This window comes from Streptomyces sp. NPDC050842, assembly GCF_044456565.1.
Lineage (GTDB): Bacteria > Actinomycetota > Actinomycetes > Streptomycetales > Streptomycetaceae > Streptomyces.
Genome location: NZ_JBITGA010000017.1, coordinates 91,463 through 105,151, shown reverse-complemented (window position 1 = coordinate 105,151; position 13,689 = coordinate 91,463). Strand labels below are relative to the sequence as shown.

The following is a 13,689-nucleotide window of genomic DNA, read 5'->3' as shown; positions in this document are numbered from 1 at the left end:
CCGCTACGACAAACACCCCGACCGCTACCTCGCCGCCATCACCCTCGCCAGCACCCTCATCTGGCTCGACCGATGATCGACAAGACGCCCCCTAGGCCTTGTCCGGCCTAAGGCCGCGGGTACGAGCCCCCGAACCCCGCCGCGAGCGGCATCCGCAGACCCAGCGGCGGGGGAGCGGCCAGCGCGTCCGTCACGGGCCGGGCCACCGGCCGGGCGAAGAGCGAGCCGAGGGCGAAGTCCGCGGCGAGCGCCTGGACCTCGGCCGCGTACTGGCGCAGCGCGTGCCCGTCCGAGTGGACCTCGAAGCGGCAGGTGTCGCGGTTGGCCTTCTTCGCGCGCGCCGCGAAACGGAACGACAACTCGGGATCCGTACGGGCGTCGTTCGTGCCGTGCACGATCAGCACCCGGCGCCCCACCAGCTGCCGCACCGGCTCCGGCTCCGCCGCCACGTCGTCCTCAGGCAGCCACGGCGCCAGCGCCACGACCGCGCCGACCGCGTCGTGCCCGGCGGCCCGCAGCGCCGCCCGCGCCCCCATCCCGTGGCCCACGAGACAGACCGGGACGTCGCCGTACCGGCGTACCGCCTCCGCGACCGCCCAGGAGGCGTCCGCCGCGAGCTCCGCGTCCGTGCCGTTCCACCCACGGCCCCGATACCGCACCACATGCCCCACGAGCCCCTCGGCCCGCCCGGCCCTGACGAGCGCCCGCCCGAGCGGCAGAACCCCCAGATGTGCCCGTGCCGAAGCGCGCCGTCCCGACATCGGCTCACCGTCGGGCAGCAGCAGCACCACGCCGCCCACCGCCGCCGACCGGGAACCTCCAACGGGACGGCCGAGCCGGGGTCTCCGGGCCTCGGACGGCCCCACGAGTGCGTAGTGCGCCATGGTGGAACAGTCTCAGAAGCCGAGGTGTACGCCACCCGTACACGCGGTCACCGTTACGTATCGCCGGTGGACCGAACGGCCGCTAGCCCGAAGCCCGTTCGAAGCGGGTCGCGGTCCCGATGGCTTCGAAGCCCTTGCGGCCGTACCAGCGCTGGGGCCAGTCCGTCGGGCGTGCCGTCAGGAAGCGGGTGGTGCAGCCCGCGTCCGCGGCCAGGTGCAGCGCCGTGTCCAGGACGGCGCCCGCGTGGCCCTGCCCGAGGTGGGCCTCGGCCGTGACCAGGTCATCGATCTGCGCGATCCCGGCCGCCGGGTCCATGTAGAGGTCGACCCACGCCGCCACCTCGCCGTCGGAGGAGTACGAGGCGAGGAACCGTACGACCTCGGCGCCCCGCCGCCGGGCCGCCCGCCGCTCCACCATGTCGCGGACGTGCTCCGGCGAGGCGTCCGGCGCGAAGCGGCTCCAGGAGGCGATGGCGGGCTCCCGCAGCACGTCCAGGTCCACCTCCCGCGCCCCGCCGTGGGCGGGCACCGGGCCGCGGTGGCACATGACGAGGGAGGTCGAGTGCCCGTACCCGGCCCGCTCCATGGGCTCCCGGCAGGCCGCGGCGACCTCCTCGTCGAGGACCTGCGCATGGCGGTACGGGAGGGAGCCCTGGAGTGCGTCCGCGAGGCCCGGCAGCTCCTCGGGGTCGACCGGCCCGTCGACCAGCAGGTGGTTGTTCCCCCGCGACAGCGCGTACGCCTCGTCGAAGACCGCGAAGCCGCCGGGGAAGTCGACCGTACGGGCCGCCTGCCGACGGCGGAAGGCGGACAGGAAGCCGTGGACGCGCGGGAGTTCGGAGTCGGTGGTCAGAGAAGTCATGCGGGCAGACTAGGTGGGTCGGTCGTCGCCACGCACGTGAGAAATCCGGGTGCGGATACGGCGCCACGAGGCGCGCTCTACGCGCGTAGGGGCTAGAGTGCGGCAATGACGAGCCAGACCCCCAACGTCCCCACCGCGGACCAGATCCGCCGTGCCCCGAAGGTGCTGCTCCACGACCACCTCGACGGCGGCCTGCGCCCCGGCACGGTCATCGAACTCGCCCGCGACCAGGGCTACGAACAGCTCCCCGAGACCGAGCCCGACAAGCTCGGCATCTGGTTCCGCGAGGCCGCCGACTCCGGCTCCCTGGAGCGGTACCTGGAGACCTTCGCGCACACCTGCGCCGTCATGCAGACCCGTGACGCCCTGGTCCGGGTCGCCGCCGAGTGCGCGGTCGACCTCGCCGAGGACGGGGTCGTGTACGCGGAGGTGCGCTACGCCCCCGAGCAGCACCTGGAGGCCGGTCTCACCCTCGAAGAGGTCGTGGAGGCCGTCAACGAGGGCTTCCGGGAGGGCGAGCGGCAGGCCAGGGCCAACGGCCACCGCATCCGGGTCGGCGCCCTGCTCACCGCCATGCGGCACGCCGCCCGCGCCCTGGAGATCGCCGAACTCGCCAACCGCTACCGCGACACCGGCGTCGTCGGCTTCGACATCGCGGGCGCCGAGGCCGGCTACCCGCCCACCCGCCACCTCGACGCCTTCGAGTACCTCAAGCGGGAGAACAACCACTTCACGATCCACGCGGGCGAGGCCTTCGGGCTGCCCTCCATCTGGCAGGCGCTCCAGTGGTGCGGCGCCGACCGGCTCGGGCACGGCGTCCGGATCATCGACGACATCGAGGTCGCGGAGGACGGCTCGGTCCGCCTCGGCCGGCTCGCCGCCTACGTCCGCGACAAGCGGATCCCCCTGGAGATGTGCCCCACCTCCAACCTCCAGACCGGCGCCGCCGACTCGTACGCCGCGCACCCGATCGGCCTGCTCCGCAAGCTGCACTTCCGTGCCACGGTCAACACCGACAACCGGCTGATGAGCGGCACGAGCATGAGCCGGGAATTCGAGCTGCTGATCGACGCATTCGGATACACGCTCGACGACATGCAGTGGTTCACCGTCAATGCGATGAAATCAGCGTTCATTCCTTTCGATGAACGCCTGGCCATGATCAACGACGTGATCAAGCCCGGATATGCCGAGCTCAAGTCCGAATGGCTGTTCCAGCAGACCGCTGCGACCAGCGAAGCTTCCCGTATGGAGGGCTGAGGGCCGTCCTGCGGAAAGGTGCGGAGCGACCGGGTCGGCGCGACACCCGGTCGCTTTCCGGTGTTTGCGGAGGGGTCGCCCACTGGTTAGGTTGCAGAGCCGCTCTGCATTCCCAGGATTTCCCCTCCCGGCTTTCCCCGAAGCCCCCGGATTCCCCAAGGAAGATTTTCAGATGAAGCAGTCTGCCGCCAAGAAGCTCGGTGTCGCCGCTCTCGGTGCCGCTTTCGCCGCCGCCGCCGCGGGTACGGCCTCCGCAGCGCCGTCCCTGCCGGTCGGCGCCGACGCGCTGGGCACGGTGACCCAGGCCGTCCCGCTGGGTGACGGTCTCACCACGCTCCCTGACGGCGCCGGCGAGTCCCTCGGTGCCGGTCAGGGCGCCCTCGGCCAGGGTGTCGACCAGGGCGTGAAGCAGCTCCCGGTCGCCGCCGGCCAGGCCACCCAGGCCACCCAGAACCTCCCGCTCGACGCGGCGGCCGGCGGCCTCGGCGCCACCCCGCTCGGCCCGGTCTTGGGCCTGCTCGGCGGCCTGCCGGTGGGCGGCGCCCTCGGCTGACCTCAGCCGCACACGCCGAAGGGGCGCGCACCCGGAATCCCGGGCACGCGCCCCTTCGGCGTGTGCGGCTGCGCGCTGGACTACCAGGCCGTGCTCGCGCTCTTCTCCTGCGGCAGGAACACCCACAGCGCCAGGTAGATGAGGAACTGCGGGCCGGGCAGCAGACACGAGACCAGGAAGATCACGCGCATCGTCGTCGCGGAGGTGCCGAAGCGCCGGGCCAGCGCCGCGCACACTCCACCGATCATGCGTCCTTCACGAGGGCGGACGAGAGCGGCCATGGTGGGCTCCTTCGGAATCGTTTTCCGGGAGCCGCTCCGTCGGGCTCCCGATGACTCCATGGTGCCGCGGGGAGGGGGGACGAAGCGTCGGTCTACCGGGCGATCGGGACCCTGGGAATCGTCGGGGTCGAACCCTGAGGCGTCTCGTTCCGCAGGAGGGGGGCACCCTCACCCGGCCCCGTCCCCGCGGAAGACCTAGGGGGTGCCGCCGACCTGCGGCGCAGCCGCGCCCGGCCGACCGGCACGAGGAGGACATGGGCGAGCGCCACGCCCGCGGTGTTGAGGAGTACGGAGTCCACGTCCACGACCTGACCCGGTACGGCGGTCTGCAGCAGCTCCACGGCCAGCGACACCAGCGCGCCGGCGGCGGTCGTCCGGGCCAGCGAGGCCCAGCGGGAGACGTCGAGCCGCCCGTCGGCCATCGGGAGCAGCACCCCGAGCGGGGCCAGGAGCAGCAGTCCCTCGCCGATCAGCCGGGCCGCCTCGGCGCCGCCGAGCGCCAGATCGGCCCGGAGCCCGGCCAGCGGGATCGTGTTCGGCGCGGTCACCCAGGCCACGTCGCGTGGCCGCAGGCTGACCCAGGCGACGAGCAGCAGATGCGCGAGGAGGCCGATGAACCCCACCACGCGGACGACCACGGCGGCACTGCCGCCCGAACCTTGACGCTGCACGCCCCCCAAGACGCCCACCACGGCGGAATCGGTTCCGCCGCGTCGGCGCCGGACGGCGGAGCCGCACCCCGGACCGGCCGTCGGACCGGCCGCGGGCGCCCTCGGCCGGCACCGGGACGCGGGTGCCAGGGGCGACACCGGGGACGCGGTCCTGCCCGCAGCGGCCCGTCCGGCGGGGCTGTCCGCCGGGATCACCCCGCGGGACCGTTCGCCGGGATCACCCCGCGGGCGTGGTCCCCGGGACCGCCGGGCCGGTCGTCGTACCGCTCGTCTCCGTACCCGTCGGGGTGGCCGTCGCCGCGGCCGGAGGTGCGGTCGTCGCAGGAGTGGACTCCGGACGCTCCTTCAGCTCCGTCGTGCACTGGTAGCGCTTCGGCGCGTACGGGCCGGGGCCGGCGAGGAGGACCGTGTGGTCGCCCGCGCCCGCCGAGCTCGCCGAGAAGGTGCAGACGATCTGCGAGAGCGCGACCGGCGTCAGGTCCTCGGGCTGCCGGCTCAGCCGCAGCGTGCCCGCCGGGTCGCCCTTGTCTCCGCCGCCGACCACGAGCGGACCGCGCACCGCGGTCGTGAACCCGGCGTGCCGCTCGTCGTCGGAGGGCTCGGCGAGGAGCTGCGCGAGCAGCCCCTTGGCCGTCACCACCGGATCGCCGCCCGCCTTCTCCTCCGGCAGCGGGGTCCTGCGGTCCACGGCCTCCAGCTGCGAGCCGCACACCAGGAACACCCGGACGGGCACCCCCTGCGCGGCCGTCGCCGAGGCGCTCTCGCCGGTCACGCTGCACGGCACCCGGGACGGGGCCGCGCCCGCGTCCACCGGGACGGACGTCGTCCTGATGCCGCAGCCCGTGACGAGCGCGGTGAGCGCGGCGGCCGCCAGGACGCCCGTACCGACCGATCGGCCACGATTCGAACGGCCACGATTCGACCGGCCACCAGCCGGTCGGTCACCGGTCGGTCGGTCACCGGTCGACCGGCCATCTGCCGTACGGCCGAAGGTGCGGCGCCTCACGCTTCCTCCACCTCGCCCTGGCTGCTGCGGGTCTGGACCTCGCGGGTGATCCCCGAGGCGTCCAGGGGCAGCCGCAGCACGAACACCGCGCCGTCCACCGCCCCGTCCTCGCCGGTCGAGTTGGCGGCCGTGATCGAACCGCCGTGGATCAAGGCGTTCTCCATCGCGATCGACAGGCCGAGCCCGCTCCCGTCCGACCTGGGCCGGGAGGCGCTCGCCTTGTAGAAGCGGTCGAAGACGTGCGGCAGCACCTCCTCGGGGATGCCGGGGCCGTGGTCGCGCACCGCGATGACCAGCTCGTCGTCCTCCGTACGCACCGAGACCCGGACCGGCGAGCCGCCGTGCTTCAGTGCGTTCCCGATGAGGTTCGCCAGGATCACGTCGAGGCGGCGCGGGTCGAGCGGCGCCACGATCCCGCGCTCGGCGTCGAGATCGACCGCGTCCAGCCAGGCCCGCGCGTCGATGCACGCGGTGATCTGGTCGGCGATGTCCACCTCGTCGAGGACGAGCCGGGCGGTGCCCGCGTCGAAGCGGGTCACCTCCATCAGGTTCTCCACCAGGTTGTTGAGGCGATGGGTCTCGCTCACCACCAGCGCCACCGCCGGGGCGATCATCGGGTCGAGCGAGTCCTGCTCGTCCTCCAGGACCTCCGTGACGGCGGTCAGCGCGGTCAGCGGGGTCCGCAGCTCGTGCGACATGTCGGCCACGAAGCGCCGGCTGGACTCCTCCCGCGCGCTCATGTCCGCGACCTTCTTCTGCAACGACTCGGCCGCGCTGTTGAACGTCCGGGTCAGGTCGGCCAGTTCGTCCGCGCCGGTGACCCTCAGTCGGGTGTCGAGCTTCCCCTCGCCGAGCTGCTTGGCCGCCTCGCCGAGCCGGTGCACCGGGCGCAGCACGGTCGTCGCCGCGACCTGCGCGAGCAGCACGGACCCGGCCACGGCGAGCGCCGTCGCGATCCCCAACGACCAGCCGAGCGAGTTCAGATCGGCCTTCTCGGCCGCCAGCGACTTGAACATGTAGCCGGCGGGCCCGCCGCCGTCGATCCGCGTCCCGCCGACCAGGTACGGCGTCCCGTCCCGCTCCGTACGCTGCCAGAACAGGTGGTACGGATACGGGTTGGCCTCCGTCACGGGCCGCTCGGTGTCCACGGCGTCCCGCAGCGGGCGCGGCACGTCGGCGAGCGTGAAGTCGTCCGGGTCGGAGGCGCCGACGATCGGCTTGCCCACGGCCCGCTCGCCGAGCAGCAGCACCTGGTAGCCGGCGCTTCCGCTCGCCATCTGCTCGGCGGTCCGCCGCAGATCGTCCTCGGTGGGCCGCAGCGGCAGCGTCGCCGCCCGGTTCTGCATCTCCTGCCGGAAGTCGTTGAGCGCCCCGTCCTGGGTACGGGTGAGCACCGCCTCGCGGTTCAGCCAGTACGCGATGCCGGAGGCGGCGACGGCGGCGGTGAGCGCGACCAGGGCGAAGACGACGACGAGCCGCAGCCGCAGGCTGGAGAGCCGCAGCCGCGCGAGGATCCCCTTGCTCACGCAGGAACGTCCAGCCGGTAACCGACCCCGCGGACGGTGCGGATGAGCGTCGGCGAGGACGGCACGTCCTCCACCTTGGCGCGCAGCCGCTGCACACAGGCGTCGACGAGCCGCGAGTCGCCCAGGTAGTCGTGCTCCCACACGAGCCGCAGCAACTGCTGCCGGGAGAGCGCCTGGCCGGGCCGCCGGCTCAGCTCCAGGAGCAGCCGCAGCTCGGTCGGGGTGAGCTGGAGGTCCTCGCCGTTCTTGGTGACCGTCATCGCGGACCGGTCGATCACGAGCGAGCCGTACGTCGCGGAGTCCGTCGACTCCCGCTCGCCGCGCCGCAGTACGGCCCGGATGCGGGCGTCGAGGACCCGGCCCTGCACCGGCTTCACGACGTAGTCGTCGGCCCCGGACTCCAGGCCCACGACCACGTCGATGTCGTCGCTGCGCGCGGTCAGCAGAATGATCGGCAACTGGTCGGTGCGGCGGATGCGCCGGCAGACCTCGAAACCGTCGATGCCGGGCAGCATGACGTCGAGCACGACCAGGTCCGGCCGCTGCTCACGCAGCAGCTGGAGGCCGTCCTCACCGGTCGCGGCGGTGGCCACCCGGTGGCCCTGCCGGGACAGGGAGAGTTCGAGGGCCGTGCGGATGGCGTCGTCGTCCTCGATCAGCAGCAGAAAAGGCACGCAGTCATTCTGTCGCATGCGGCCGTCCGAGGACGACCGCTCGTGGACTCGCTTCTGTTCCGTCCCCTGTGACACGGCTGTGACAGTCGGCGGACACCGCCATGAAGTCCGATGGGCAAGCTTCTTGGCACACGGACCGAAACACACTCCAACCGACGGGGGGCGCACGATGAACGCACTGCACAGCACCACCTCAAGCGCAGTAGTCACGCGTCTCCACGACGTCGTACGGAGCACCGAGAAGTCCGGCGCGGTGAACGGGCGGGGGTGCGTTCGCAGCGTCGGGCGTCAGCGCAAGGCGCCGTACATGGTGGCCGTTGCTGACGGGGGAGCGGCGTACGGGGAGGTCACGGGGGAGCGTTCCTGTTCGGAGGCCGAGTTCACGGCCTACGTCCAGGAGCGTCGTGCCTCCCTGTACGCCACCGCCTACCACCTGACCGGTGACCGTTTCGAGGCCGAGGACCTGCTCCAGAGCGCGCTGTTCTCCACGTACCGCGCCTGGGACCGGATCAGCGACAAGGCCGCGGTCGGCGGTTACCTCCGCCGGACGATGACCAATCTGCACATCAGCGCGTGGCGCCGGCGCAAGCTCAACGAGTACCCGACCGAGGAACTGCCCGAGACGGTCGGCGAGACGGACGCGATGCGCGGCACGGAGCTGCGCGCCGTGCTGTGGCAGGCGCTGGCCCGGCTGCCCGAGCTCCAGCGGACGATGCTGGTGCTGCGCTACTACGAGGGCCGGACCGATCCGGAGATCGCGGAGATCCTGGACATCAGTGTCGGCACGGTGAAGTCGAGCATCTGGCGCTCGCTGCGGCGACTGCGCGAGGACGAGGTGCTGAGCTTCGGCCGTGACGAGGAAGAGTCCTTCGGCGAGCTGGTGGCCTGAAGGCCGGGGGGAAAGACCCACGGGGGCCTACGGGGGAAACGGGGCCTGCGGGGAGACCGTACGGGGGTACGGGGGAAAAGAAGCGGGTCGTACGAGCTGGGGGGCTCGTACGACCCGCTTCGTGTGGTGCCCGGGCGCCGGCGCTCAGAGGGCCGTCGGCGTGCGGTGTCGGCCCGCCGCCGCGGCGGCGAGGCGGCCCAGGGCCTCGTCCTTGGCGCAGGGGTGGGCGCCCAGCTCCGTCTGGCGGGCCACGATGCCCCGCTCGGAGCGCATCAGGCGCCAGCCGCGGCGCAGCAGGAACGGCACGGACTTCCGGCCCTCCCTGAGGTCCCGGAGAAGCCGGCGGCGGAACGTCGTCGAAGGTCGGCCGCGGAGGCAGAGCGCGTCGGCGAGGACGTCGAGCTCACGGCAGCGGGACACGATCTCGGCCGCGAAGATCCCCTCCGCCACGAACAGCGGGGTCCGCTCGATGTCGAGCCGCTCGCGGCCCACGCGGGAGCTGGTGGCGAGGTCGTACACGGGGACGTCGGTCCGCCCCGTACGGCACAGCTCGACGATGGCGGAGACGGCGGCCTCCGCGTCCCAGGACCGTGGCGAGTCCCAGTCGATGTCCGCGCTGCCGTCGACGAGCGGGAGCGACGGGTCGTCGCCCTCCTTGTAGAAGTCGTCGAGGCGCAGGACCGGGAGGCCGGCGACGGCGGCGAGCGACGACTTGCCGGAGCCGGACGGGCCGGAGAGCAGGACGACGCGGGTCGGGATCGGTAGGGAACTCACGGGACACCAGTGTGAACCATTCCCCCGTGCGGTGGACCCCCGAGGAAGGCCGTTGGTATCGAGCATCACACCTCAACTACTGTCGGTGTCCGATCGATTACCCCGTGGAAGCCTCGGAAGGAACATCATGGCGCGTCACGCAGAACCCCGGACCCCCCGTCGCAGCGCCCTGCTCAAGGCCGGGCTCACCGTCACGGCGGCCGGTGCCGCGGTGCTCGGCGCGGGCGCGGCGGCCCAGGCGGTCGCCCCGGTGCCGCTGCCCGTCGACTCGCTGACCCGGACGGACGCCTCCGCGGCCGGGGCGGGCGCGCTGAGCGGCGTCACCCACGGCGTCGGCCCGCTGACCCGCCTTCAGCTGGACCCGCTGGCCAAGACGGGCGTCGACCCGCTCGCCAACGGCCTCGGCACCCAGGTCGCCGACTTCAAGCCCGTCGGTACGAACCTGGTGACCGACCACCTCACGCAGGGCGGGGCGGTCGCGGACCTGCCGGTGGCGGGTCCGCTGACGCAGCAGCTGCTTCCCGGCTGACGGGCGGCGGAGGCTCAGTGCCTGCCCCGGCGGAGCCAGCCCTGCGCCCTGCGGGGCTCCGGCAGCTTCACCGGGCCGCCGTCGTCCGTCCGTCCGCTGTGGGGCTGCAGCCGCTTCAGACGCGCGCGCCACGGGCCGTCGGCCAACTGCAGCTGGACGAGGAGCGGACCCTCGGGCAGTGGCACGGTCTCCCGGTGCCTGCCGACCTCGTTGACGAGGGGGCCTCCCGGCTCCGGGAGGGTGGTGGGGTCGTCGTGCCCCGTCAGCTCGAAGAGGTAGACGATGAAGTTCTCCTTGCCGCGGTAGTGGAAGCCGATGTCGGCCACCCCTCCCGTGTGCAGCAGGACGTCCGGGCCACGGCCCTCCAGGGCGTCCTCCGTCAGGCGCCGGGCCGCTGCCAGCGGCAGGATCCGCATCCGCCAGGGCCGGTCCGCCGTCAGCTTCAGCCGCAGCCGCCCGTTCCCGGGGACGGTGGTGAGCATGCGGCCCTGGAAGTCGTCCTCTCCGCTGTTGACGAGGTAGTCGCCCTCCTTGTTGCGCTGGTCGAGGGGCCACAGGCCGGTGTATCCGTCCCTCTCGACGGCGAGTTCGACCAGGACCGGGCCCGGCGGGAGGTCCTCGACAGTGATGACCTCGTTGTGTCGGCCGCTGAGCGTGTGCGGCTCGAAGACGGCCCCGAACGTCCGGTCCGGCGGATGCAGCTTCGGCACGGGCGGGGGAGTCACCACCGTGGGTGTGGGTGTGGGTGTGGGTGCGGGTGCCGGAGGCGGCGCGAAGGCCGGGGCCGGGTCGGCGGGCGGCGTCTGGACGGCGGGTGGGGCTGTGACCGGGGTGGCGGGCGAGGGCTCCTCCGCCACGTCCACGCCGTGGTCCTCCGCCAGGCGTTCGAGCCCGTCCAGGTACCCCTGGCCCACCGCGCGGAACTTCCAGCCGCCCGCCCGTCGGTACAGCTCCGCGAGCACCATCGCCGTCTCGCCGCCGGCGTCGGTCACCTCGTATCCCACGACCGTCGTGCCGTCCGGTGCGAACGCCTCCACGGACAGGTCGCGCACGTCCCGCAGCGCGCCGTTCTCCCTCGACGCGACCACGAGGACGCGGGAGATCTCCTCCTCGACCGCCGTGAGGCCGGTCTCCAGCCACACCGTGCCGTCCTCGCCGTCGGCCAGCCGCACCGCGCCGGACGGATGGACCGGCGCACCGTGGAACACGATGTCGGCGTCCCCCCGGACCCTGCCCTGCTCCGTCAGCAGCAGCGCCGCGACGTCGACCCCGTGCCGTACGGCGACGCGCAGCGGCACCGTCGGGACGAAGGCGTTGTCCCCCTTGATCAATCCCCGCATCATGATCGGATCTTGCGCTGGCAGGGGCCCGTGGGGCAAGACCCACGAGAAGAGTCGGGAACGGGAACGGCCCCCCGGGTGCGTACACCTGGGGGGCCGTTCCGGCGGAGTCAGTACGACGAGCCCGAGGCTCCCAGGGAGCCCGTCGGGTGCCAGACCGTCTTGGTCTCCAGGAACGCGGTCATGCGGTCCGTGCCCGGGGACTCGGCGAAGTCCTCGGTACGGGGACGGAGCACGCGCTTCAGGTTGTCCGCCGCCGCGATCTCCAGGTCACGGGCGAGGTCGCCCTCGGTCGCGCCCGTCAGGTCGATCCCGTTGACGTCCTGGTGGGCCGCCAGATGCGGGCCCATCTCGGAGGCCTTGCCGGAGAGGATGTTCACGACACCGCCCGGCAGGTCGGAGGTGGCGAGCACCTCGCCCAGGGAGAGGGCGGGGAGGGGGGACTTCGCGCTCGCGATCACCACGGCCGTGTTGCCCGTCGCGATCACCGGGGCGATCACCGAGACCAGGCCCAGGAACGACGAGTCCTGGGGGGCGACCACGGTGACGACGCCGGTCGGCTCGGGCGAGGACAGGTTGAAGTACGGGCCCGCGACCGGGTTGGCGCCGCCCACGATCTGGGCGATCTTGTCGGTCCAGCCCGCGTACCAGACCCAGCGGTCGATCGCCGCGTCGACGACCACGGCCGCCTTCGACTTCGACAGGCCCTCCGCGTCCGCGACCTCGCGGACGAACTGATCGCGGCGGCCCTCCAGCATCTCGGCGACGCGGTAGAGGACCTGGCCGCGGTTGTACGCGGTCGCGCCCGACCAGCCGCCGAAGGCCTTGCGGGCGGCGACGACCGCGTCACGGGCGTCCTTGCGGGAGGAGAGGGGCACGTTCGCCAGCCACTTGCCCTTCGAGTCCGTCACCTCGTACACCCGGCCGCTCTCGGAGCGGGGGAACTTGCCCCCGACGTACAGCTTGTAGGTCTTGAAGACGTTGAGACGCGTCTGCTGCTCAGACATCGAGGTAGGCCTCCAGACCGTGGCGGCCACCCTCGCGGCCGAAGCCCGACTCCTTGTAGCCGCCGAAGGGCGAGGTCGGGTCGAACTTGTTGAACGTGTTGGCCCAGACGACACCGGCGCGGAGCTTGGACGCGACCGCGAGGATGCGGGAGCCCTTCTCCGTCCAGATGCCGGCGGACAGGCCGTACTGGCTGTTGTTGGCCTTCGCCACGGCCTCGTCCGGCGTACGGAACGTCAGCACCGACAGGACCGGGCCGAAGATCTCGTCGCGGGCGACCGTGTGCGCCTGCGTGACGCCCGTGAAGAGCGTCGGGGCGAACCAGTAACCGGCCGACGGGATCTCGCAGGGGGCGGTCCAGCGCTCGGCGCCCTCCGCCTCGCCCCGCTCCACCAGCGAGGTGATGCGGGCCAGCTGCTCCGAGGAGTTGATGGCGCCGATGTCGGTGTTCTTGTCCAGCGGGTCGCCGAGGCGGAGCGTGGAGAGGCGGCGCTTCAGGCTGTCGAGCAGCTCGTCCTGGATCGACTCCTGGACCAGCAGGCGCGAGCCCGCGCAGCAGACCTGGCCCTGGTTGAAGAAGATGCCGGTGACGATGCCCTCGACGGCCTGGTCGATGGGGGCGTCGTCGAAGACGATGTTCGCGCCCTTGCCGCCCAGCTCCAGGGTGACCTTCTTGTCCGTGCCGGCGATCGAGCGCGCGATGGACTTGCCGACCGCGGTCGAGCCGGTGAAGGCGACCTTGTTCACGTCCGGGTGCTCGACCAGAGCGGCGCCGGTGTCCCCGTAACCGGGAAGGATGTTGACGACGCCCTTCGGCAGCCCGGCCTGGCGGCAGATGTCCGCGAAGAACAGGGCGGAGAGCGGGGTCGTCTCGGCCGGCTTCAGGACGACCGTGTTGCCCGTCGCGAGCGCCGGGGCGATCTTCCACGCCAGCATGAGGAGGGGGAAGTTCCAGGGAATGACCTGGCCCGCCACGCCCAGCGGGCGCGGGTTCGCGCCGTAGCCGGCGTGGTCGAGCTTGTCGGCCCAGCCCGCGTAGTAGAAGAAGTGCGCGGCGACCAGCGGGAGGTCCGCGTCGCGGGTCTCCTTGATCGGCTTGCCGTTGTCCAGGGTCTCCAGGACGGCCAGCTCGCGGCTGCGCTCCTGGATGATCCGGGCGATGCGGAAGAGGTACTTGGCGCGCTCGGAGCCGGGCAGCGCCGACCACTTCTCGAAGGCCTTCCGCGCCGCCTTCACCGCGCGGTCCACGTCCTCGGCGCCCGCCTGGGCGACCTCGGACAGGACCTCCTCGGTGGAGGGGGAGACGGTCTTGAAGACCTTGCCGTCGGCCGCCTCGACGAACTCACCGTCGATGAACAGGCCGTAGTTGGGGGCGATATCGACGACGGACCGGGACTCGGGCGCCGGTGCGTACTCGAATACAGATGCCATGTTG

At 72.4% G+C, this 13,689-nt stretch carries 15 protein-coding genes; 4 read left to right on the top strand and 11 right to left on the bottom strand.

Annotation, left to right across the window (positions count from 1 at the left end; all coding sequences use genetic code 11):
• Positions 1 to 107 precede the first annotated feature (107 nt).
• A complete protein-coding gene (locus ACIBG6_RS37765; protein WP_399227294.1) occupies positions 108 to 884 on the bottom strand; it encodes an alpha/beta hydrolase in 777 nt (258 codons plus the stop codon).
• A gap of 82 nt (positions 885 to 966) precedes the next feature.
• Positions 967 to 1,746 carry a GNAT family N-acetyltransferase gene (locus tag ACIBG6_RS37760; protein ID WP_399227293.1) on the bottom strand — a complete coding sequence of 260 codons (780 nt, stop codon included), beginning with the start codon at positions 1,744 to 1,746 and terminating at the stop codon, positions 967 to 969.
• A gap of 105 nt (positions 1,747 to 1,851) precedes the next feature.
• Between ACIBG6_RS37760 and ACIBG6_RS37755 the strand changes: the two genes are divergently transcribed.
• On the top strand, positions 1,852 to 3,006 hold the full coding sequence (locus tag ACIBG6_RS37755) for an adenosine deaminase (RefSeq protein WP_399227292.1): 1,155 nt from the start codon (positions 1,852 to 1,854) through the stop codon (positions 3,004 to 3,006).
• A 172-nt stretch (positions 3,007 to 3,178) separates the two neighbouring features.
• Positions 3,179 to 3,559: a hypothetical protein gene (locus tag ACIBG6_RS37750; RefSeq protein WP_399227291.1), complete on the top strand. Its 381-nt coding sequence runs from the start codon at positions 3,179 to 3,181 to the stop codon at positions 3,557 to 3,559.
• A gap of 80 nt (positions 3,560 to 3,639) precedes the next feature.
• Here the strand turns inward: ACIBG6_RS37750 and ACIBG6_RS37745 are convergent, their stop codons facing one another.
• From ACIBG6_RS37745 to afsQ1, 5 genes are all read right to left on the bottom strand, one after another.
• A complete protein-coding gene (locus ACIBG6_RS37745; RefSeq protein WP_317598590.1) occupies positions 3,640 to 3,840 on the bottom strand; it encodes a PspC domain-containing protein in 201 nt (66 codons plus the stop codon).
• 92 nt (positions 3,841 to 3,932) lie between these two features.
• Positions 3,933 to 4,511: a VanZ family protein gene (locus ACIBG6_RS37740; RefSeq protein ID WP_399227290.1), complete on the bottom strand. Its 579-nt coding sequence runs from the start codon at positions 4,509 to 4,511 to the stop codon at positions 3,933 to 3,935.
• Between the two features lie 217 nt (positions 4,512 to 4,728).
• A complete protein-coding gene (locus tag ACIBG6_RS37735; RefSeq protein WP_399227289.1) occupies positions 4,729 to 5,517 on the bottom strand; it encodes a hypothetical protein in 789 nt (262 codons plus the stop codon).
• Positions 5,514 to 7,043 (bottom strand): ATP-binding protein, encoded by a 1,530-nt coding sequence (locus ACIBG6_RS37730; RefSeq protein ID WP_399227288.1) that lies wholly within the window; start codon positions 7,041 to 7,043, stop codon positions 5,514 to 5,516. The genes ACIBG6_RS37735 and ACIBG6_RS37730 overlap by 4 nt, the downstream gene beginning before the upstream one ends.
• Positions 7,040 to 7,717 carry a two-component system response regulator AfsQ1 gene (gene afsQ1, locus ACIBG6_RS37725; protein WP_017239746.1) on the bottom strand — a complete coding sequence of 226 codons (678 nt, stop codon included), beginning with the start codon at positions 7,715 to 7,717 and terminating at the stop codon, positions 7,040 to 7,042. The genes ACIBG6_RS37730 and afsQ1 overlap by 4 nt, the downstream gene beginning before the upstream one ends.
• 169 nt (positions 7,718 to 7,886) lie before the next feature.
• On the opposite strand from afsQ1, the gene ACIBG6_RS37720 reads away from it, so the two are divergent.
• A complete protein-coding gene (locus tag ACIBG6_RS37720; protein WP_386296806.1) occupies positions 7,887 to 8,606 on the top strand; it encodes a SigE family RNA polymerase sigma factor in 720 nt (239 codons plus the stop codon).
• Positions 8,607 to 8,750: 144 nt separating this feature from the next.
• Here ACIBG6_RS37720 and ACIBG6_RS37715 read toward each other — a convergent pair whose 3' ends face one another.
• Complete coding sequence (locus ACIBG6_RS37715; protein ID WP_399227287.1) at positions 8,751 to 9,446, bottom strand: ATP-binding protein; 696 nt, start codon at positions 9,444 to 9,446, stop codon at positions 8,751 to 8,753.
• Positions 9,447 to 9,507: 61 nt separating this feature from the next.
• Here ACIBG6_RS37715 and ACIBG6_RS37710 point away from each other — a divergent pair, with 61 nt between their 5' ends.
• The gene (locus ACIBG6_RS37710) at positions 9,508 to 9,909 is read left to right on the top strand and encodes a hypothetical protein (protein ID WP_399227286.1); all 402 of its coding nucleotides are present in this window, start codon (positions 9,508 to 9,510) and stop codon (positions 9,907 to 9,909) included.
• Positions 9,910 to 9,923: 14 nt separating this feature from the next.
• Here ACIBG6_RS37710 and ACIBG6_RS37705 read toward each other — a convergent pair whose 3' ends face one another.
• The 3 genes from ACIBG6_RS37705 to ACIBG6_RS37695 all read right to left on the bottom strand — a co-directional run bounded on the left by ACIBG6_RS37705 (position 9,924) and on the right by ACIBG6_RS37695 (position 13,685).
• Positions 9,924 to 11,252: a TerD family protein gene (locus tag ACIBG6_RS37705; protein ID WP_399227285.1), complete on the bottom strand. Its 1,329-nt coding sequence runs from the start codon at positions 11,250 to 11,252 to the stop codon at positions 9,924 to 9,926.
• Between the two features lie 107 nt (positions 11,253 to 11,359).
• A complete protein-coding gene (locus tag ACIBG6_RS37700) occupies positions 11,360 to 12,256 on the bottom strand; it encodes an aldehyde dehydrogenase family protein (RefSeq protein WP_399227284.1) in 897 nt (298 codons plus the stop codon).
• Positions 12,249 to 13,685 (bottom strand): aldehyde dehydrogenase family protein, encoded by a 1,437-nt coding sequence (locus tag ACIBG6_RS37695; RefSeq protein ID WP_399227283.1) that lies wholly within the window; start codon positions 13,683 to 13,685, stop codon positions 12,249 to 12,251. Before ACIBG6_RS37695 ends, ACIBG6_RS37700 begins: the two co-directional genes overlap by 8 nt.
• Positions 13,686 to 13,689 lie beyond the last annotated feature (4 nt).